A 21,672-nucleotide genomic window follows, 5' to 3' on the forward strand; every position below is an offset into this window, starting at 1 on the left:
ATCTCCTTCCGTCGATTCCGCGATCCTATCAAACGTTCTAAAACAAAAAAACCTGCTCCGAAGAACAGGTTTCTTTACTTGATTGTGATCCCGCTGGGGCTCGAACCCAGGACCCTAACATTAAAAGTGTTATGCTCTACCAGCTGAGCTACAGAATCAACTTTTATTTCTCCGCCTTCAAGAACTACCCCTCCAACAGAATTTTTTACTTTTAAAGTTTGTTTTTTGAAACAACTTTATCGTAATTGGACTGCAAATTTAACGCTCCTAAATCAAAATGCCAAACTTAATGCACTTCTTTATTGCAAAATTAATCTTATTTTTTTTGTTTACCTATCAAATAACTGACTGTCAAGCCAATGTAAATGACATTAATTTAGCAGATTCTTTGTTTGCGGAAAAAAAGTATCAAGAAGCTCTTCTGATCTACGAAGGCATTTTGGACAATGAGGCATACTCACCGGCCATGCTGCTCAAAATGGCTTTTATTGCAGAGGGTGTGGGAGACTTTCCCAAATCAACACTCTACCTATCCAAGTATTACTCACACAACCCTAACCCAAAGGTTATTGCTAAAATAAAAACCCTTACCAATCAGGCGACACTTGTCGGGTACAACGTTTCCGACCAGCAGAAATTTTTCAAGTTCCTTATTGATCTAAATCAGGAGATCACCGCTACTTTCGCCCTGCTCCTATTGCTTTTCCTGATTTCCATCTTTGTATTTCCCAAAAAACGCACTGGATTTTATGCGCCTGCCATTGTTTTTCTCGTGCTTACATTCGTCAGCAACAATTTCCTTAAGGACAAGGAAACGGCCATCGTAACTGGTGCGCCGTCCTTAATTATGGATCAGCCGACGGCGGCAGGCAACCTTATCCGAAAGGTCGATGCGGGACACCGGGTGGTAATCAAGTCCTCCAAGGATATCTGGTATGAAATAGAATGGAACGAAAAGACAGCCTATATCAAGAAGGAAAACCTGTCAAAAATCTAAGGGATCCATTGATTTGAAATGCCCATTCATTTTGATTTTTGCCCTGGCAGTCTCAAGTTGCCGCATGATTGGCAATACTATTTTGAGGTGAGTAATTAAAAATCGAAGGCGGTCCTCCTCCGAAGACATGCATAAAAGCTGAAACTCATCGGTCAATTTAAGTCCAATTTTATGGGAATATGTAAACGAATTCAAATCCACTAGCTCTAAATCGTCATTTACACCCAACAGGACCAACATTTGCTTTAATAGGTCCTTATACTCCAAAAATATCTGTTGGTCAAATGACGGATCATTTTCCAAAAAATCAACCTCTCCCCCCGCATACAGCCTATCCGCAAGTGGATTTCTGAAATCCAAGATTTTAAACGCACGTAGTCCCTGTGTCTTGATATCCATGCGGCCATCCTCATACACATTGGAGACCTCAAGCACACTGACTTCTGTCCCGTACATCATCAGTTTGTCAAGGTAAACGCATATACCGAAGGTAATCCCGTGTAATAGGCAGTCTCCTATTAGTTGCCTATATCTTGGTTCAAATATATGAAGATTAACATTTTCCCCGGGAAATGCGACCAATTTAAGGGGGAAAAAAGGAAGGGTTTTTTCCATTATTAGGTATTTTATTCACGTCGAGAACGTATTATCTATACCTCAAAAAGACTAACAAAGTTTAGTTTAATGTCTCAAAAAAGAAAAATTGATCAATAATTCTATCGATATCAGTCAGTATCATCCTCCTCAGTAACCTCCACCATGGACATTATTTCCCCCGGAGACATGTAAAGGCTTCTGATTTTGTTTTTGTAGGATTCAGGAAGCCGATCGTGGTTCAATACAAAATTTTTGGTCGCAACAAGCTTATCCCCCATTCCACAAGAAACCGCATAGGTATCTGCTGCAATTTCAGCCTTTGTAACAAATCGGCTGGAACAATAATACTTCGCACCAAATCCAATCAAATTAACAGAACTCCTACCGACATAATCTTTAATGTGACCTAATTCGTGGCCAATCCAACCAAGTAATACGTCATGGGGAAGATCCTCCATAGGAACCAATTCATCCTCTAACTCTAAAAAACGGCTAATTTTAATTTTGTATCTACGGTTCTTCTTATTATTCAATAGTAGTGAACGAACTCTTGGCTGGGCCTGCATCACTGACCCACTGATATTTTTCTTAAATTCAAAATCAATCCTAGTATCCAACAACTCTGGAAAAAAAGATAAAGCCTCCAGCGTGGCACTGCGGATTTCTTCAGGGATTTCCTTATTTTCAGCATACATTTCGAATTCGTCTCCCGGAATTATGTCATCCTGCGAAATCGCAAAATCCGTATTTTTGTATAATAAATCCATAGAACTGTAAACAAAAAAGAAACTTAAAGAAAATGTGATAACAAATATCGATTTTAGCATAATGATAGGCGTTAAATATTTCCTTTATAATATAAAATAACTTTTTAAAATCCAAATTGTTTACACCAACGGTAAGTAAATCGGATTAAAAAAAGCAAAAGGGACAATCCAAGATAACCTGAACTGTCCCTTTTTTTAGTACTTTTCAGATTTATTTTCTACAAAGCCCAAGCTCTGTCACCCTTTTTATAATCAATGCAAGGCTCGTATTTGCCAGGGGTTTCAATGTATCGCAATGCTTGGGTTGCACCAATCTCTGAGGTAAAATATCCCAGAACGGTCAAGTCCTTAAACATATTAATATAACTTGGAGCTTTATTACCTTCGCCAAAATCGGCCTTGGCTTTCTGGTTAAGTCCATTTAGATAAGCGGTGCGCTCCTCAACAGAGGCTTTCATAAAATCTTCTCCTGTTTCAGATTTAAAGCCTGAATGAAGATTATTTAGACCTTCGATGAAAGATTCCTGCTGTTCTTTGTTATAAGTCTCCTTTACCATCATAGCCATAAACGTGCCAATTCCAGCAGCTTTGGCACCTGGTGTGTCAGTGGTAGGAATGATGGCTTCTCCAATTTCATCCATGAAAGCGATGTCTTTCTCCGTAAAATCCAGTCCTTCGATACTATATTCGGGAGCACATCCGGTCAAAATCACATTGGCCCCGACCATGGTACCACCCATCATCAAAACCACGCTTTTGAGTGCTTCTCTTCTATTCATTAAGCTCATATCTCGTGTGTTAATTTGTGATTACAGATTTCCTTTTTTCATTTCGTCCACCGCAAATGCCGCAGCTCTCGCAGTCATCGCCATGTAGGTCAACGACGGGTTTTGAGCCGCCGCAGAGGTCATGGCTGCTCCATCGGTCACAAACACGTTCTTGGCATCCCAAACTTGGTTGTTACCATTCAGTACGGAGGATTTTGGATCACGTCCCATTCTGGCGGTACCCATCTCATGAATTCCCTGCCCAAAGGTGTACCCGTTATCGTAGGTAGTAACATTTTTCACACCTGCAGCCTCGAGCATTTCGGCAGCATCGTTCATCATGTCTACCCGCATTTTCTTCTCGTTCTCCTTGATCTCAGCGTCCATTTCCAACACATACATGCCCCACTTGTCTTTTTCAGTTTTGCTGAGCTTTACAGTATTTTCATGATACGGAAGGATTTCCCCAAATGCGGTCATGCCTAGTGACCAAGGTCCCGGCTCGGTAAGTTCCGCCTTTAACGGAGCTCCAAAATCAAGTTCGGCAACAGTCCTGCTCCAACCGCTTCGGCTGGCACCACCCTGATAGCCAAATCCTCGGATATAGTCACGTTTTTCTCCTCCCAAGTTTCTATATCTAGGCACATAAAATCCTCCGGGTCTTCTTCCAAAATAATATTTATCCTCATATCCTTCAATAGTACCATTGGCACCTAAGCGAAAATGGTGATCCATTACATTGTGTCCCAGTTCCCCAGAACTGCTTCCCAACCCTTCGGGCCAGACCTCAGTGGCCGAACGCATCAGTATTGCCGAAGTATTCAATGCCGAAGCACATAGAAATACTATTTTGGCATCATATACAATGGTTTCATTTGATTCCCCGTCAATAATTTCTACTCCGGTAGCTTTTTTGGTGTCTTTGTCGTAGACAACTTTATTTACAATAGACCAAGGGCGTAGTGTAAGGTTGCCGGTAGCTTCGGCTGCTGGCAAGGTAGATGCCTGCGTGCTGAAATATCCCCCAAAAGGGCATCCCAAAGAACACTTGTTTCTGTATTGGCAACCTGGTCTGCCGGGAAGAGGTTGGGTTATATTTGCAACCCTGGCATGAATCATGGCCCTGCTTCCGTTGAATTTTTCATTGATGCGCTTAGCCACATCTTCTTCTACGCAGTTAAGCGGAAATGCCGGCATAAATTCCCCATCAGGCAAAATGGGGAGATTATCTTTATTACCTGCAATCCCTGCAAACTTCTCTACATAACTGTACCAAGGTTCGAGATCCTTATACCGGATAGGCCAGTCTACAGCAATGCCATGCTTCAAGTTTGCCTCAAAATCCTCATCCGCCCAACGGTAACTCTGACGTCCCCACAACAGCGAACGCCCTCCCACTTGATATCCTCTAAACCAGGTAAATGGCTTTTTTTCAATATAAGGAGAATCGGACTCATGAGCCCACCAGTCTAGGTTGAGTTCATTCAATACATAATCTCTTCTTAGGTTTGGGTGGTTTTCAAGCATCTCCACCGTCCTTCTTCCTCTATGGGGTACTTCCCAGGGAGCTTTGGTTGCGTTTTTATAATCCTTCACATGCTCTACCATGGGGCCTCTTTCCAGAAGAAGTACCTTAAGTCCTTTTTCCGTTAGCTCTTTTGCCGCCCAGCCTCCGCTGATCCCGGATCCGACGACAATAGCATCAAAACTTTCATTAGCCATATATAATTTAATTTAATTTTATTTTAGGTTTTTACTTTATAATTTTTCCGGGAAAGATAATTAGATTTCCTGGCTTAAAAAACTAACGGCAATATATTCACATAGGTTCCTCTGGGGGTAATTCACTCTTTTTCTGCAATTTACTTTATACTCAACTTATTTTGAAGATCAATGTTTTGTTCACTTTTCCGAATCGCGGAGACCTTTTCAAAATCCCTGTCTTTGAAAAACACAATAAACAGCATCGTTACTACAAATGCAATAGCTGATGGTATCAGCCAAACATATTTCCACTGTTGGACACCCTCTGACATATAGGCGTCAGATACGATACCCGCCAACCAGTAACCCACCAGCATTCCAACACCATAAGTTGCCAAGGTAATTAGCCCCTGTGCTGCACTCTTGTAGCGGGGTCCTGCTTTGGAATCGGTATATATCTGACCGGAAACGAAAAAGAAATCGTAACAGATTCCATGAAGCGCTATTCCTAGTATCAACATATAAGTGCCCGAACCCGCATCTCCAAAGGCAAAGAAAACATACCGGACTACCCAGGCAAACATGCCCACCACCAAAGTTGTCTTCAGTCCGAATTTTTTGAAAAAAAACGGCATCATCAATAGAAACAACACTTCAGACACCTGGCCAATGGTCATTTTCCCCGTAGGATTGGAAAGACCCACATCTGAAAGAAAGGGGTTGGCATTTTGATAATAGAACGCAAGTGGGATACAAATCAAAATCGACGAGATAAAGAAGATTGCAAAGTCCTTATCCTTCAAAAGCTTCAACGCATCCAATCCGAGTATTTCCGAAATTCGGCGTTTTTCCCCGGTAGCTGCCTGCGGTGGAGTGGCGGGTAAGGTAAAGCAGAAAATCCCCAACACCACCGAGGAAATAGATGACATCAGAAAGGTATTTCTCAACATCCCGCCCTGCAAGGCTTCCGGACTATCCCAAAGGAAGAAGTAACTGATCATCAATCCTGAGGCGATCCAACCTATCGTGCCCCAAACGCGTATGCCGCTGAATTCTTTGGCGGGATCCTTCATCTGATTGAATGAAACCGAATTGACCAAGGCCAATGTAGGCATATATATAAGCATATAAAGAAAGACGAAGGGATAGAAATCGGTAAAACTGTCCGCTCGGAACATAAAAAACATCAATCCTGCTCCAACGAGGTGAAGAACGCCAAGAATTTTTTCCGCATTAAAAAACCGGTCAGCTATCAATCCAATAACAAACGGAGCAATGATAGCACCAAAGGATTGGGTAGAGAAGGCGGCCGACAACTGGGTTCCCGTAGCTCCCAGATTGTTGCCCAAGAACGTACCTAGGGTAACGAACCAAGAGCCCCAGACAAAAAACTCCAGAAACATCATAAGGGACAGCTTGATTCTAATGGATGAGTTCATAGTTAAATTTGAGGTTTGGAGTTCAGCAAAATCATGGATATCATTACAGAAAGGGCAATCTATTTACTCATACCTTTATAATTTGCCCAATTTAATGTAAATTTATCATTTGATATAATACCCAAGTATAACCAATTTAGGTTTCTTTGAAAATAGGTGAATTCAGAATGTGCTATAAGATTAGTATTTGGCTCAATTCTAGGAAACATTTATTTGTGGAATGAAATTTATAACAAATTATTAAACTTTAAAAACCAAAAAACCAAAGATCGGAATAATGAGCAACAAAAAACTTAAAATGGGAATGATCGGCGGTGGACCCGGATCATTTATTGGTGCGGTTCACCGGATATCGGCAGCGATGGACGGGTTGATTGAGTTGGCAGCAGGAGCTTTTAGCAGCCAAGCGGAAAAATCCCAGCAAACCGGCCGGGAATTGTTTTTGCCCGCAGAGCGAGCCTATGCTTCCTATGACGAAATGTTCGAAAAAGAAAAGCAACTTCCCGAATCTGACCGAATTGATTTTGTGGCGATCGTCACTCCAAACCACGTGCATTTTGACCCAGCGGTAAAAGCATTGAGAAACGGTTTTCACGTAGTCTTGGACAAACCCATGACACTTACCTATGACGAAGCCAAGGAATTGGCCAAAGTGGTAGAAGAAACGGGACTGAAATTTTGCCTTACCCATACCTATACAGGTTACCCCATGGTCAAAGAGGCCCGCCACCTAATCGCTTCGGGTGTCTTGGGTAAAATACGTAAGGTCTATGTGGAATATCCCCAAGGCTGGCTTTGGACGGATTTGGAAAACACCGACTACAAGCAAGCCCAATGGCGAACTGACCCCAAGCAAAGCGGTATCGCCAACTGTATGGGAGATATTGGAACCCATGCGTTCAACTTGGCAGAATATGTCAGTGGACTGAAAACCACCAAATTGTGTGCCGATCTCAATATTGTGGTGGAAGGCCGGACCCTAGATGACGACGGGGCCGTACTGCTCAAATATGACAACGGAGCGACCGGCGTGTTGATGGCGACCCAGATTGCCACCGGTGCTGAAAACAATATCAAAATCAGGGTGTTTGGAGATAAGGCTGGACTTGAATGGGAACAGGACAATGCCAATACGCTTATCGTAAGACATCCGGAGGCACCTGCGCAGATCTACCGCACTGGCGGAAATATTCCCTACCTCTCCTCCTGGGCTATGGAAAATCTCCGGACTCCGGGTGGACATCCTGAGGGGTACTTGGAAGCGTTTGCCAACCTTTACCGAAACTTTGCCAGAACGCTCTATGCTACCCGTAACGGCGAAACGCCCCAAAAAGAATGGGAAGACTTTCCGGGAGTTGAGGATGGCCTACGGGGCATGGCATTTGTGGAACATGTCGTTAAAAGTTCCAAATCTGATCAAAAATGGACTAACTTTGAACTTTAAATAAAAATAACCTTATGAAAACCATAAAAGGACCAGCACTTTTTTTAGCTCAATTTGCAGATGATACCGCCCCTTTCAATAACCTGAAAAATATTTGTACCTGGGCGGCCAGTATAGGCTACAAAGCCGTACAAATCCCCACTTGGGACGCTCGATTGATTGATTTGAAGCGGGCTGCTGAGGACATGGATTATGTAAAAGAAATCAAATCCACAGTCGCTGAAGCAGGCGTTGAGATATCCGATTTTTCCACACACCTACAGGGACAGTTGGTAGCCGTTCATCCGGTTTACAATGAATTGTTTGATGGATTCGCTCCCAAGGAGTTGGCAGGTGACCTAAAAGGCAAAGCCGAATGGGCCACCCAACAACTTAAATGGGCCGCAAAAGCTTCCCATAACTTTGGAATTAAAACGCACGCTACGTTTAGCGGAGCCTTAATGTGGCATACAGTATATCCGTGGCCACAGCGTCCTGCCGGATTGGTGGATACAGGTTTTGAGGAATTGGCCAAAAGGTGGTTGCCTATCTTGGATGAATTTGATAAATATGATGTAGATGTCTGCTATGAATTACATCCTGGCGAAGATCTGCATGATGGGGTTACTTTCGAGAAATTCCTCGAGAAGGTCAACAACCACAAGCGGGCCAATATCCTTTATGATCCCAGTCATTTTGTATTGCAGTGCCTGAATTACCTTGAATTTATCGATATTTACCACGAAAGAATCAAGATGTTCCATGTGAAGGACGCCGAATTCAACCCAACTGGCAGACAAGGTGTCTATGGCGGGTACTCCGGCTGGGTGGAAAGAGCTGGACGCTTTAGATCACTGGGTGACGGACAGGTAGACTTCAGCGGTATATTCAGCAGACTTTCCCAGTATGGGTTTGACGGATGGGCGGTACTAGAATGGGAATGCGCCATCAAGCATCCCGAAAACGGAGCCATTGAAGGAGCGAAATTTATCAGCGAAAAGATCATCCGGGTTACTGAAAAAGCCTTCGATGATTTTGCCTCAACCGGAGCTGATGAAAATTTCAACAAGAAAATATTAGGAATCAGTTAATCAATTATATAATACAGTAAAACAAATGAAGTTAAATAAAACCTTAAGCTTAGCCGTAGTCGCAGGTGCGATGATGGTTTATTCATGTGGTGGATCAGGTTCTAAAACTGAAACAACTACATCCACTCCGGCCCCTGCTCCTGCCAAGGAGATGACTCCGGAGGAAAAACACAAAGATAACCCGGATTTTGTCAACGGCTTGGCTCTGGTAAAACAAAGTGATTGCCCTAGCTGCCATATGGTAGACAGAAAAATCGTAGGCCCATCGTATGGCGATGTCTCTGAAAAGTACGAAATTACTGACGAAAACGTGGAGCGTCTAGCCAGTCACGTAATCAACGGTAATGTGGGAGTTTGGGGTGAAATCCCCATGCCTGCCCACCCGGCACTTTCCAAAGAAGATGCGGAACTGATGGTAAAGTATGTGTTGCTGTTGAAAAAATAAGCACCGCTAAGAGCTAAGAAAAGAATTCCCCGAAAGTAGAATTACTGGAAAGGGAATTCTTTCTTTTTTACAACGCTGTCCATTCCCGTTAAAATCAACTAATTTACCACCTTTCCGAAACCAGTATCATTATGAAAAAGCACCATTTAATCTTCTCCGCAGCGTTATTAGGTTTGGCCTCTTGCGGAGGATCATCTACCGAAACAACCGAACAGACAGCCATGGAAACTCCCCAACTATCCGCCTCCAACGGAGGTGAGTGGATCACACTTTTTGACGGAACCTCACTGGATCAGTTTAAAGGATTCAAAGCAGGCAAGCCCGGCGATGCTTGGACAGTACAGGACGGTACCATCTATTTTCAGGGAACCAAGAAAAAGGAGGAAAATCTTTCCGGAGGTGACCTTGTCACCAAAGAGACCTTTTCTAATTTTCATTTGAAACTGGAGTGGAAGATCTCCGAAAATGGAAATAGCGGAATCATCTTCCTTGTCGTGGACAACGAGAAATACGGCGCCACCCACAACACCGGACCGGAATATCAGCTGCTGGATAATGAAGGACACCGTGACGGCCAAATCGTCACCCACCGTACCGCAAACCTTTATGATTTAATCGCCTCCGAACAAGAACCCGTTAAGCCAGTAGGCGAATGGAACCTCTCTGAAATCATTTTGAATGACGGCCAATTGGAATTTTACCTAAACGGTGTACAGACCGTCAAGACCACCATGTGGAACGATGCCTGGGACGAAATGGTAGCAGGCAGCAAATTCAAAGACTTGCCTGACTTCGCCAAATCCAAAGAGGGACACATCGCCCTACAGGACCACGGCGACGATATCTGGTTTAGGAATGTTGAGATTAGGAGGTTGTAGGGTAAAATAGTGCTAGATGAAATTAGGGAAACCGTTCTGGAAGGGGCGGTTTTTTTGTTTTGGTTTTTTCCTACGGGACTTTGCTTTATTCGTCATAAGTCTAAAATTGTAAATCAGATAATGGGTTAATACTTTTGAGAGAATTTTTGATATAAAAATAGTTTAACGGTTGCTTTAGCCATTAAACCACGACTACTTGTATTATCATCTACACGCTTCGATCGACAAACTAGTTTGAATCGTAATATTTTATAAGCCATTTGGAATAGTTTTCCAGAGGCCTTCTTTTCAAGCATGAGTACGCAAACTCACCCAGGTATGACGGTTTAGCTCTTGTATTGGGTAAAATTGCGTATTGGGTTAAGAATTGATGAAAAACTGTCTGGCTGAACGGAAACCAAATTGCTACTCTATATTGATCAATCTGAAGAATAGGTCGAGAGGGGAGAGATTTTAACTCAAAAAGAGGTAGAAGAAAAATCTAAAGAATGGATCAAACAGGAAGTCGCTTATGAGCTTTGATGATGAACTGAAATTGGCCTTTTTTATTGAAATTACCCCTATAAAACTTTGGGATGCCCGCACACTCGACCAGACTATTGACAGTTAATTCATTTAAGAAGCATCTGATCCCGTTCAATCCATTTCGAAATGCAAATATTTCAACGGAATTTCTTAAATTTATCTCATTCAATGGGGAGTTTTTGGAAAAGGCGAATTCGATAAGCGAAAATGCAATTAAAAATGAGCGATCAGGATGAAAATACGAAAGGTTTTATCCCCTCCCATGGAGGTTACCGCAATCTGTTCAGTTATCAGAAAGCAGAAATTATCTATGACGGCACCGTGTATTTCACTAAACGCTTTTTTCATAAGTACGACCGCACAGTAGGGCAAATGGTCCAAGCAGCCCGAAGTGGCAAGCAAAATATCGCCGAAGCCAGTATGGCATCAGGCACCTCCAAAGAAACAGAAATCAAATTAACCAATGTAGCCCGCGCCAGCTTGGAAGAGCTGCAAATAGATTATGAAGATTTTTTGCGCACGCAAAAGCTACCCCTTTGGGAAAAAGAACATAGGCTGGTTGCACGCCTGCGTGAGCTCAACAAAAGTACTCCCAAACCTACCTATGAGACTTTTGTGAAAGCAATTGAGCACGAAAGCCCAGAGATCTGTGCCAATACTATGATAACCTTGATTAAAATTTGCACCTATCTGCTAAAACAGCAAATAAATCAATTGGAAATTGCTTTTATTAAAGAAGGTGGTTTAAGAGAAAGGATGACAAAGGCGAGAATAGATGAGAGGAATAAGAAGAAAAAATAACCCTAATCTTTGGGTCACTTGGGACTTTTTGGAACATTGTTTCAATAGTCCCAAGGGTTCCACGAAGAAAAGCAAGGCAATTGTATCTCATCTCCGCACTTCTCTAAATAAATCGGGCATAGGTAAGAAGTTATAAATTTTAATAATATCTGCCGATTTCTAACTTCGCCTCACCAATTAACCCAAAAACCCATCAACCTTACCAAATATCTCGAGGAGAAAATAATCTAAGCCCGCTCCAGTTTTTTATTCTGATCGACCAATCTCCTATTCATTACATAAAACCAAAGAGGCGGCAGCAGTGCCATCAGCATGCTTGCGGGGTACCCGGTGGGCAGTTGGGGGCTATCTTCCATGTGCCGGAGGATTTGGTATTTTCTGGAGGCCAAATAGTGATGGTCGGAATGTCTGGTAAGTTCAAACAAAACGATCCGCCCCATCTCATGGTCAGAATTCCAAGAATGCTTAGGCAGGACCCGCTCCGGTCTTCCACTGGGAAGCATCTTTCTTCTCAGCCCATAATGTTCGATGTAGTTGATGGTCTCCAAAAGCAGCACGCCAATTAATGCAATGGCAAACGCATAGGGTAGCATATTCCAACCAAAAACACCTACTATAGTTGCCAAATACAAAGTCTGGTAAATTGTAAACCGGAGCATTTCATTTTGCCAGTGAAAAGGAGGCAAACCTTTTTTGGATAGCCTATTCCTTTCCAACCTCCATGCACCTATATATTGCCCGATGATGGAGCGAAAGAAAAAAACATATACCCATTCATTAATTCTTGCTGTTGCCGGATCCTTGTCGGTGGATACATGCTTATGGTGTCCTCTGTTGTGCTCTATAAAAAAGTGCTGGTAAAGAACCGGGAGTAACCCTGCCTTCGCCAAAAACTGCTCCCATTTGTTGGCACGATGTCCAAGTTCATGGGCTACATTGATGCCCACCGCACCCAAAACTACACCAATGCTGCATGTCAATCCCAGGCGTTCATAATTGGCCATTTCGCCTCTCTGTATGGTTTGAAAATAGAAATACACTAAGACAAAACAGATAGGTGCACAGATATAAAGCAACATATCGTAAAAACGGTTAGCTAACCTACCTTTCTCTTCACGCTCCGTATAATTTGCTGAGGACGGTGGAATAAGGGCATCCAGTAAAGGGAATATTCCAAATGCCAGAATCACAGGGGCCCAAGACCACCACCCCTGCCATTGCAATGCCAAGAAAGCCGACAGCGGGATGGAATAGGCTAGCAGGTATTTGAGATGTTTCATGGGTGTTGAATTCGACTGTTTTGTATCGGTCAGATTTACGTAAACAATATAAAAAAAATAAGATTATTTGCATAATTTTTCCTGTTGCATAGCTAGGACGACTTAGACAAATACACGTTTAAAAATAATTCCAACTGATTTAAGAACACCTTTAATCCTACCTCGCTAGAGATTGCCGCTTGGGATATCGTAAGCTTCAAGGATCAAGTAGAATTCACATTTCGGTTTTTTCAATAAAACTTCAAATAATCAATCCATAAATTGAAGCTTCCTTCCTGCTTGTCGGCCAGAATAAAACCTATACGCTGAATGCCTTTTAAACTTTTGGGGTCAATACCTACTTGGATGGTGTTACCCATTTTGCTGATTTCAAAATCCTGCAAAGGAATGGTGGCAGTATGCCATTCTTTGTTGTCCACACCAAACTTTGCCCTGAATTTGGGTAGGTAAAATGGGGTGTCTTTTTCAATCAAAACCTCAAATTTCCTATCGGTATCTGATTTGAAACGGATTTCACAGTGGCTGTACGAAGAAAGGTCATAGTCACCCAAGGCACTGCGAAGGGAAACAAAGCCTCCGTTATTTTTCAGGGAAACATTTCCGGTAAATAAAAGCCCATCCGCATCCAAAATTGCCTCGGACTGAGAGAGTCCGCCCATGACACCATCGTTGACGATGGACCATCTTCCAAAATCTTTATCAACACCAAAATCAAATAGCAATGACTCTTTCATTACGAGCGGATTTACATAAAACAAAAGATACAAGAACATCATGAGATTCCACATAGTTTGAAAAGAGAATAAACCTCACTATTGTTTGAAATCTAAAAAAAACCCACCCCTTTTTCACCTACAGGGATATACAATTTCTAAGAATTTACTGGGATAAACACGTTCATTCGGAAGCGATAATTATTGTCTAAATGACAACGAAAAACGAATGAGCGGCAAAAACTTAAAAATCTCTTTGTGCCCTCCGTGAACCTCCGTGTCCTTAGTGGTCACCCCTTTTTAACCGCAAAGAACCCAAAGAGTGCGCTATGGGCGCAGAGGAAATTTAAAACAAAAAAAGCTGACCATTCAGGTCAGCTTTTTAACTACTTAATACGGAGTCTATTTTTATGCTTTAATGCGTCCCAGAATATCATTTAAGGTCGCACTTGGCCGCATTGCTTTCGATGTTTTTTCCTCGTCAGGTCTGTAGTATCCTCCGATATCTACAGGACTGCCTTGGGCTCCGTTAAGCTCAGCCATAATGGCGCTCTCTTTTTCAGTCATCTCTTTTGCAACAGGTCCAAAGATTTCTTTCAAAGCCGCATCTTTCTCCTGAGCTGCCAAGGCTTCCGCCCAGTACAAAGCCAGATAGAAATGGCTGCCCCGGTTGTCAATCTCATTTACCTTTCTGGATGGGGATTTTCCTATTTCGAGGAATTTTCCTGTTGCCACATCCAGAGTTTCTCCAAGCACTTTTGCCCGGTCGTTATTAAACGTATTGCCAAGGTGGTCTAGAGAAACGGCCAATGCCAGGAATTCACCTAGGGAATCCCATCGCAAGTGTCCTTCCTTCACAAACTGCTGCACATGTTTTGGAGCGGAACCGCCAGCACCGGTTTCAAATAGACCACCTCCATTCATCAACGGTACTATGGAAAGCATTTTGGCACTGGTGCCCAATTCCAATATAGGAAATAGATCAGTCAGGTAATCCCGAAGGACGTTTCCAGTCACGGAGATGGTGTCCTTGCCTGCTTTCATTCTTTCCAATGAAAACTGGGTAGCCTCCACGGGAGACATGATCTGTATATCCAACCCTGAGGTATCGTGATCCTTCAGGTATTTCTCTACTTTAGTGATCAATTGTGCATCATGAGCCCTGTTTTTATCCAGCCAAAATATGGTAGGGTTTCCGGTAGCTTTCGCACGGTTTACGGCCAATTTTACCCAATCCTGAATAGGTGCGTCTTTCACCTGACACATTCTCCAAATATCACCCTCGCTTACCTCTTGGGTCATCAGCACGTTGCCGTCAGTATCTACGACTTTTACAGTTCCTTCGGCGGATACTTCAAACGTTTTGTCATGCGACCCGTATTCTTCCGCCTTTTGGGCCATTAGACCCACGTTGGGTACCGATCCCATGGTACTAGGATCAAAAGCCCCGTTTTCACGGCAAAAATCAATTGTCGCCTGATAAACTCCCGCATAAGATCTATCCGGAATAACCGCCTTGGTATCCTGCGTTTGATTGTTTTTATTCCACATCTTACCCGACTCACGGATCATCGCTGGCATGGAGGCATCGATAATCACGTCCGAAGGGACATGCAGGTTGGTAATTCCCTTGTCGGAATTGACCATGGCCAAATCCGGACTGTCGGCATAACATGCCGCAATATCCGCTTCTATTTCAGTTCTCTTATCCGCGGGCAACTTTCCCAATGAGGCTACCACATCCCCGAAACCGTTCTTGGTATCCACCCCGATTTCAGCAAATACACTTGCGTGTTTTTTAAATACCGGGGCAAAAAACACAGTAACGGCATGACCGAAAATAATCGGATCCGACACCTTCATCATCGTAGCCTTCATGTGCAGGGAAAACAACACTCCCTGTTTTTTGGCTTCTTCCTTTTGCTCCTGCAAAAATTTCTTAAGTGCGGCCACATTCATTACCGAGGAATCAATCACTTCCCCTGCAAGTAAGCCCAATCCATCTTTAAGTACTTTTTTCGTGCCGTCTGATTTTTCAAGGATGATCTGAACCTTGGTAGGTGCTGATATCGTCAACGATTTTTCACTTCCGTAAAAATCCCCTTCCGTCATGCTGGAAACGTGGGTTTTGGAGTCCTTGCTCCATTTACCCATGCTATGTGGATTGTTTTTGGCAAACTGCTTGACCGCAAGCGGCGCTCTTCGGTCCGAGTTTCCTTCCCGTAAAACCGGGTTGACTGCGGATCCTTTGACCTTATCGTATTTGGTCTGAACATTTCTTTCCTGTTCTGTTTTTGGATCATCCGGATAGTCAGGTAGCGCATATCCCTGCTCCTGCAGTTCCTTAATTGCAGCTTTCAGCTGGGGTAAAGAGGCGCTGATATTGGGAAGCTTTACTATATTGGCCTCGGGCGTTTTCGCGATCTCGCCCAGTTCAGCAAGGGCATCCCCTATCCGCTGTTCTTCTTTCAAAAATTCCGGAAAGGTGGAGATAATTCTCCCCGAAAGGGAAATATCTCGAGTCTCCACCACAACGCCGGCGGAGTCGGTAAAGGCTTTGATAATGGGCAGCAACGAATAGGTTGCCAAAGCCGGCGCCTCATCTGTTAAAGTATAAAGTATTTTTGGGGTTTTGTCACTCATAAATAACCTGTTTTTATAATAGCTGATAAAAATATCGCAGTGATACTAATTTGTGGCTAAAATACGGAAAAAAATGCGTTTTCAAAGGTATAACCGTGTAATAGATGGATTTTAACCATGGGGACTAAATGGGTACATTCTACGTTATAGGAACAACTTAAATCTAATTCACAGATGATTGCGAATCTAATATACCTATTGTTTTTCTTGGGAAGCGTTTTTCTGCCCGCTAGTCTTTCCACAATGGAAACAACCCTTTCGCCTGATGAACAGGAGCTTTTCAATCTAATCAACTCTTACCGGGAAAGTCGGGGACTTTCCGCAGTGCCCTTTTCTTCCGCTCTTACACAGGTGGCCCAGGTTCATGCCAAGGACTTGATGGAAAATTACACACAGGGTGGACGCTGCAATATGCATTCCTGGTCTAACAAGGGCCCATGGAAAAGTTGCTGCTACCGGGACAATCACAAAAACCCCGAATGTATGTGGGATAAACCGATGGAGATCGCCGGGTACAACAGCCCCGGGTATGAGATTGCCTATTGGCATTCCGCCGCAGCGCAGCCGGGTATTACATTAGATGTATGGAAAAAAAGCCCAGGCCACCACGCCGTCATCGCCAATCTGGGGGTTTTTAAAGACGCGGAATGGAAGGCTATGGGAGTGGGGATTTATCAGGGGTATGCCGTGGTTTGGTTCGGGGAGATGGAGGGGTAGAGTGATCCTGATTTCCATTTTATTTTAATCTTTATTAAAGATCCTTTCCTGTAACCGCCCCAATAAAAGGGTATTTGCGATCTAATAAATTCACCCTCGGAAATCGAAGAGAGGAATAAACTTTGTGTCAACTGCACACAATATCCTACACCTTTGCTTGCTCCAACTTTTTCTGATTTTCCGATACCCACATTAATCTCAATTTTCTCAAATATTCATCTACAAATTCTTCTAACTCAAAAAAATCATTAAAATCTTTCCTTTGAAGATCAGAACGGAAACTTTCCAACATTTCCCTCAACTCCCCTTCTTCAAAATCGCCTTTATCAGTATAATAAAAAGCAGTATAAGACACTCCGATCATCGTTAATGAGGAACTAATCACTCCAATTACTTTTCCGAAAACAAAATTTAAGTAAATTGGTAGCTTCAACTAATCGCCGATGAAAACCCAAAACCAAACTGCCAAGGATAACGAAAGAAGAAATTTTCTCAAAAAATCAGGTCTGGGACTTTTGGGTCTTTCAGCTTTGAATGCACCACTACTTGGTAAATCCGTCAACATAACACCTAATTCCGGAAAGGTAGAACTCGCTATCGCCACCATTACCTGTGATGGATTTGGAGACAGAAACTTTGAAAAGGCCTTTGAAATTATCCCCCAGCTCCCTTTCAAAAACGTGGAATTTAACTGCTGGTATGCGAGAAACCTTACCCCATCCGGCATACACAGCATTCAGCAGCGCTGCTATCAACATGGACTTACTCCAATTTGTGTTCAGGGAAGTTCATTCGGAGCTGATGGAAACATCATCAAAGACGTTACCCACAAACTTTGGAATATGCAGGCTGCCAAACAGCTTGGCTGCCGCAGGGTAAAATTCACCGGGTCCGGAAGGGATAAGTCCGGTGGGCTGCATGCGGTCATCGACGTGTTAAAGGAAATTACTCCTGCCGCCGAGGAAATGGATGTTTTGATATTGGTGGAAAACCACGCCAACAATAACCTGGAATTTATTGAAGACTATGAACGCATTTTTGAAGTCATCGACTCCAGCCATGTGGGGATGTGCATGGACAATGCACACTTTAACGGCTCCAATGTGAACTTGATGGAAGTGGTTGATAAATTTCACGAAAAAATCCTTCATATAGACATCAAGGATACGGAGAAATTTGGAGTTCATAAGGTAGTAAACTTTGGTGAAGGTGTGACGGACAATGATGGGGTAATCCAGAAAATGCTGGAAAATGGATATGAAGGGTATCTTTTGATAGAAATGGCTCCGCCAAGAAATGAAGCAACACTAGTCGAAGATCTGACTAGGGCTTATCGTTTGTTTGAAAAATATCAGCGGTAGCCACTAAACAAGCGTGCTCAATTAAACCCACAATTAATAATACCCGCATGAAATTTTCATCTTTCTTCTCCTTCAAATCTCCCACTTTACTATTTATACTAACCACATTTATTTCTTGTAAAACCAACAATAAAAGCGATTCACCTATAGTAGTAGACGGCGTTACTGTGTTGGACGGCCGATTGGAACTGACGATCATGAAACAAGACCCCGATATTGTTACGCCCATAGGAATTGCCGTGGACAGTCAGGATAGGGTCTATGTGTTGGAATCCCACACCCACCTTCCGCCAAAAGACTATTCCGGCCCGAAGCACGACATTATAAAAGTCTATGAAGACAGCAACGGAGATGGGAACTGGGATAAGGAATCGGTTTTTGCCGAGGGACTTTTTGAGGGACTGAATATTGCTTTTTCTCCCGATGGATATTTATACGCGGTTACTTCCAAGGAGGTCTGGAAGTTTTATGATGAAGATGGGGATGGAGTCAGTGAACGAAGCCAAAAGCTGATGGCTTTTACCGAACCGAAACAGGTGTACGCCCATGCAGCCATATTAAGCATTGCGTTTGACAATGACGGTTGGATGTATATTGGACGGGGAAATACCGGAGCGGCTCACTGGATATTCCAGGGATCTGATGGCAGCGAAGTGGAAGGCTATGGAGATGGTGGCAATATCATGCGGGCCAGAACAGACGGAAGCGAAGTGGAAATTTTCTCTACCGGATACTGGAATCCATTTGATCTAAAGTTTGACAACTACGGTCGTCTACTCGTCGCAGATAACGACCCTGATAGCCGTGGTCCCAACCGGCTTTTGCATGCTGTAAAAGGCTCGGATTTTGGGTACCAATCCTTATTCGGGGGCAGTGGTATTCACCCTTACCTCGCATGGAATGGCGAGCTTCCGGGTACCTTACCCTACGCCGTTGCCCTGGGAGAGTCTCCCTCAGGCCTTCTAAATGCCAATTTGGCTAGGTTACCCGAAGATTACAATGACCAAATGCTTTGCACGATCTGGGAGGAGAGCAGCATAGTCCGGATTGCCATGGAACCCAAAGGCCTTTCGATTACGGGCACAACCGAAATAATGCTACAGGGGGGAAAGGATTTCAGGCCAGTAGCCTTTGCCACTGACAGTAAGGGGAACATCTTTTTCACTGACTGGGTAGAACGGGTTTACCCCAATCACGGACAGGGGAAAATCTGGAAACTTTCCGCAAAAGACAACATCACTCCCTTGGAGCGCAGAGGCATATATGATCAACCAAAACACAACAACTCTGTTGAAACGCTTAATAAGTTACTTTCGGAAAGGGCAGATTTGGATGAGCACTGGGAAAACCTGAAATCGAATGACCCCTTTATGAAACATGCCGCTATTATGGCACTGAGCAGTGAGGGTAACCTGGACAAATTGAAAGCAGAAATTAATGACGAATCGCCAGCTATTCGCCTTGGTGTCTTATTGGCACTCGAGCAATCCAAACACGCACAAGAGGCGTCGCTAGCCGGACAGTTTTTGAAAGACCCGGATCCTGAGATACGGAACATGGCTATGATTTGGATAGGAAAACATGGGTTAGTTTCGCTGCGGGAGGAGTTGGAAACTTCACTTGAAAAAGGGGATTTTACCACCCCCCTGTTCGAAACCTATTTGGAAACAGTAAAATTGCTGGAACCTGACTTTAGAAAACCTTTTAGTGCTAAAGCAGAGCCCATATCGAGAAAAATCCCATTAAAATTACCGGACAATTTTATTACCGATCTGGTAAGTAACCCCTCCCACTCTGCTAAAATGAGAGGCTTTGCCCTTCGGTATCTGGAAAACCCCGCTGAGGAAAAAGATCTTTTACTGGGATTTTTAGCCAATGAGAAAGATGAGGACATACAAATGGAGATTATCCGAACCATGGCGAAGGTTCCTGACGACGAAGTAGCAGAAGCCTTGCTTAATGTGGCGCTGTCCAACGAAAAATCTGTTTTGATTCGGGCAGAGGCTTTATCTATCCTTTCCAATCAACCCCTTGAAAACTGGCAAGAGGCAATTCCCTTGCTCTATGTATCCGATGAAAATTTGGCCATTGCCGCCGCAAAGTACTTGCAAAATAGAAGCACGGATGAAGAAGTAAGAAAAGCCATGGAAAGTGTCCTTACCGATGGAAGTGGCTGTGACAGTGAGGTCCTGAGGCAGGAGCTGATGCTAAGCTTGCATCAGGACATCGGAGAACGTCCCGGTCCTCAGGAAATAGACCAATGGGCATCCTTGCTAAATGGTCCCGCAGACAAAGATCGGGGAAGAAGGGTGTTTTTTTCCAGTGCGTCCCTGTGTTCTTCCTGCCACGTAGTAGATGGCCGCGGAGGGGATCTAGGTCCTGACCTTAGCCAAGTTGGTAAATCCAAAAACAGACAGGGATTGATTAGCTCCATTCTCCGCCCTTCGGAAGAAATGAGCCCGGAATGGCAAGGCTGGTTTATTGAAATGAAGGACGGCACCCGATACGATGGCCGACAGATCGATGTGGGTACCTACGATATCAAACTTTATACCCAAGCGGAGGGATTTATCGAGGTTGACAAGTCTGATATTGCGGACTACGGCATGTCAAGCACCTCCTTAATGCCTGAGGGACTGCACCGACGATTGACCAATCAGGATTTGATGGATTTGTTGGCCTTTTTGGAAAGGGAGTAATCAGTAGCTTTCCTTGTCATTGGGGAAATCACGGGATTTCACGTCCTGGATGTAATTGCCAACAGCCTGCAGCATCGTGCCCCTCAGATCGGCATACTGCCTTAAAAATCGGGGTTGAAACTCCTGGGTAATCCCCAGCATGTCGTGAAGGACCAGTACCTGACCATCTACATGCGGTCCCGCACCGATACCGATAACTGGGATCTCCACCGTTTCAGCCACTTTCTTAGCCAATTTTGCCGGAATCTTTTCCAGTACAAGCGCAAAGCATCCACATTCCTCCAACACTTTGGCATCTGACAAGAGCTTATTGGCCTCATCTTCCTCCTTTGCCCGGACTGTATAAGTGCCAAATTTATAAATGGACTGTGGTGTCAATCCCAAATGACCCATTACCGGAACACCTGCACTCAATATACGTACAACAGACTCCTTGATTTCGGCACCACCCTCCACCTTTACGGCATGGGCACCTGATTCCTTCATAATTCGAATTGCAGAGCGAAGTGCTTCCGAACTATTTCCCTGATAAGAACCAAAAGGAATGTCCACCACCACCAAGGCACGACTGACTGCCCTAACCACCGAAGTGGCGTGATAAATCATCTGATCTAGGGTAATGGGCAGTGTTGTTTCATGGCCTGCCATGACGTTGGAAGCGGAGTCTCCAACCAAGATCATGTCGATGCCGGCGGCATCCACAATTCCCGCCATGGAAAAATCATATGCGGTTAGCATGGATATTTTTTCACCCCGCTGCTTCATTTCCTGAAGGATGTGGGTTGTAATCCGTTTGAGTTGGGAGGATTGGTGTACAGACATAGG

General features: G+C 43.7%; 19 protein-coding genes and 1 tRNA gene. 9 read left to right on the top strand and 11 right to left on the bottom strand.

Annotated elements, in window-relative coordinates; translation table 11 throughout:
• Positions 1–85: 85 nt before the first annotated feature.
• Positions 86–158 (bottom strand) — tRNA-Lys (locus FQ608_RS14635).
• 131 nt (positions 159–289) lie between these two features.
• On the opposite strand from FQ608_RS14635, the gene FQ608_RS14640 reads away from it, so the two are divergent.
• The gene (locus FQ608_RS14640) at positions 290–997 is read left to right on the top strand and encodes an SH3 domain-containing protein (protein WP_234364214.1); all 708 of its coding nucleotides are present in this window, start codon (positions 290–292) and stop codon (positions 995–997) included.
• On the opposite strand, the gene FQ608_RS14645 is transcribed toward FQ608_RS14640, so the two are convergent.
• The 5 genes from FQ608_RS14645 to FQ608_RS14665 all read right to left on the bottom strand — a co-directional run bounded on the left by FQ608_RS14645 (position 986) and on the right by FQ608_RS14665 (position 6,271).
• The gene (locus FQ608_RS14645) at positions 986–1,612 is read right to left on the bottom strand and encodes an LON peptidase substrate-binding domain-containing protein (protein WP_158858984.1); all 627 of its coding nucleotides are present in this window, start codon (positions 1,610–1,612) and stop codon (positions 986–988) included. The genes FQ608_RS14640 and FQ608_RS14645 overlap by 12 nt on opposite strands.
• 110 nt (positions 1,613–1,722) lie before the next feature.
• Complete coding sequence (locus FQ608_RS14650) at positions 1,723–2,421, bottom strand: hypothetical protein (RefSeq protein ID WP_158858985.1); 699 nt, start codon at positions 2,419–2,421, stop codon at positions 1,723–1,725.
• A gap of 158 nt (positions 2,422–2,579) precedes the next feature.
• Positions 2,580–3,140 (bottom strand): gluconate 2-dehydrogenase subunit 3 family protein, encoded by a 561-nt coding sequence (locus FQ608_RS14655; RefSeq protein ID WP_158859094.1) that lies wholly within the window; start codon positions 3,138–3,140, stop codon positions 2,580–2,582.
• A gap of 30 nt (positions 3,141–3,170) precedes the next feature.
• On the bottom strand, positions 3,171–4,850 hold the full coding sequence (locus FQ608_RS14660) for a GMC oxidoreductase (RefSeq protein ID WP_158858986.1): 1,680 nt from the start codon (positions 4,848–4,850) through the stop codon (positions 3,171–3,173).
• A gap of 140 nt (positions 4,851–4,990) precedes the next feature.
• Complete coding sequence (locus FQ608_RS14665) at positions 4,991–6,271, bottom strand: nucleoside permease (RefSeq protein WP_158858987.1); 1,281 nt, start codon at positions 6,269–6,271, stop codon at positions 4,991–4,993.
• A 277-nt stretch (positions 6,272–6,548) separates the two neighbouring features.
• On the opposite strand from FQ608_RS14665, the gene FQ608_RS14670 reads away from it, so the two are divergent.
• From FQ608_RS14670 to FQ608_RS14690, 5 genes are all read left to right on the top strand, one after another.
• Positions 6,549–7,715, top strand: coding sequence for a Gfo/Idh/MocA family protein (locus tag FQ608_RS14670; protein ID WP_199856386.1), 1,167 nt, complete (start codon positions 6,549–6,551; stop codon positions 7,713–7,715).
• Between the two features lie 14 nt (positions 7,716–7,729).
• A complete protein-coding gene (locus FQ608_RS14675; protein WP_158858988.1) occupies positions 7,730–8,785 on the top strand; it encodes a sugar phosphate isomerase/epimerase family protein in 1,056 nt (351 codons plus the stop codon).
• 25 nt (positions 8,786–8,810) lie between these two features.
• Positions 8,811–9,230, top strand: a complete 420-nt coding sequence (locus FQ608_RS14680; RefSeq protein ID WP_158858989.1) for a c-type cytochrome — start codon at positions 8,811–8,813, stop codon at positions 9,228–9,230.
• Positions 9,231–9,361: 131 nt separating this feature from the next.
• Positions 9,362–10,108, top strand: a complete 747-nt coding sequence (locus FQ608_RS14685; protein ID WP_158858990.1) for a 3-keto-disaccharide hydrolase — start codon at positions 9,362–9,364, stop codon at positions 10,106–10,108.
• 744 nt (positions 10,109–10,852) lie between these two features.
• Positions 10,853–11,434, top strand: coding sequence for a four helix bundle suffix domain-containing protein (locus tag FQ608_RS14690; RefSeq protein WP_158858991.1), 582 nt, complete (start codon positions 10,853–10,855; stop codon positions 11,432–11,434).
• Positions 11,435–11,661: 227 nt separating this feature from the next.
• Here FQ608_RS14690 and FQ608_RS14695 read toward each other — a convergent pair whose 3' ends face one another.
• From FQ608_RS14695 to FQ608_RS14705, 3 genes are all read right to left on the bottom strand, one after another.
• Entirely contained in the window at positions 11,662–12,714 is a 1,053-nt protein-coding gene (locus FQ608_RS14695; RefSeq protein ID WP_158858992.1) for an alkane 1-monooxygenase, read from the bottom strand.
• A gap of 230 nt (positions 12,715–12,944) precedes the next feature.
• A complete protein-coding gene (locus tag FQ608_RS14700) occupies positions 12,945–13,448 on the bottom strand; it encodes a CIA30 family protein (RefSeq protein WP_234364215.1) in 504 nt (167 codons plus the stop codon).
• Between the two features lie 387 nt (positions 13,449–13,835).
• Positions 13,836–16,070, bottom strand: a complete 2,235-nt coding sequence (locus FQ608_RS14705) for an NADP-dependent isocitrate dehydrogenase (protein WP_158858994.1) — start codon at positions 16,068–16,070, stop codon at positions 13,836–13,838.
• Between the two features lie 174 nt (positions 16,071–16,244).
• Between FQ608_RS14705 and FQ608_RS14710 the strand changes: the two genes are divergently transcribed.
• Entirely contained in the window at positions 16,245–16,787 is a 543-nt protein-coding gene (locus tag FQ608_RS14710; protein ID WP_158858995.1) for a CAP domain-containing protein, read from the top strand.
• A 145-nt stretch (positions 16,788–16,932) separates the two neighbouring features.
• Here the strand turns inward: FQ608_RS14710 and FQ608_RS14715 are convergent, their stop codons facing one another.
• Entirely contained in the window at positions 16,933–17,151 is a 219-nt protein-coding gene (locus FQ608_RS14715) for a hypothetical protein (RefSeq protein ID WP_158858996.1), read from the bottom strand.
• A gap of 79 nt (positions 17,152–17,230) precedes the next feature.
• On the opposite strand from FQ608_RS14715, the gene FQ608_RS14720 reads away from it, so the two are divergent.
• Together FQ608_RS14720 and FQ608_RS14725 are read left to right on the top strand one after the other, a co-directional pair.
• Complete coding sequence (locus tag FQ608_RS14720) at positions 17,231–18,148, top strand: sugar phosphate isomerase/epimerase family protein (RefSeq protein WP_158858997.1); 918 nt, start codon at positions 17,231–17,233, stop codon at positions 18,146–18,148.
• A 47-nt stretch (positions 18,149–18,195) separates the two neighbouring features.
• Entirely contained in the window at positions 18,196–20,847 is a 2,652-nt protein-coding gene (locus tag FQ608_RS14725; RefSeq protein WP_234364216.1) for a PVC-type heme-binding CxxCH protein, read from the top strand.
• Here the strand turns inward: FQ608_RS14725 and panB are convergent, their stop codons facing one another.
• Positions 20,848–21,669: a 3-methyl-2-oxobutanoate hydroxymethyltransferase gene (gene panB, locus FQ608_RS14730; RefSeq protein WP_158858998.1), complete on the bottom strand. Its 822-nt coding sequence runs from the start codon at positions 21,667–21,669 to the stop codon at positions 20,848–20,850.
• Positions 21,670–21,672: the final 3 nt, after the last annotated feature.

This window comes from Lunatibacter salilacus (assembly GCF_009797935.1).
GTDB lineage: Bacteria > Bacteroidota > Bacteroidia > Cytophagales > Cyclobacteriaceae > Lunatibacter > Lunatibacter salilacus.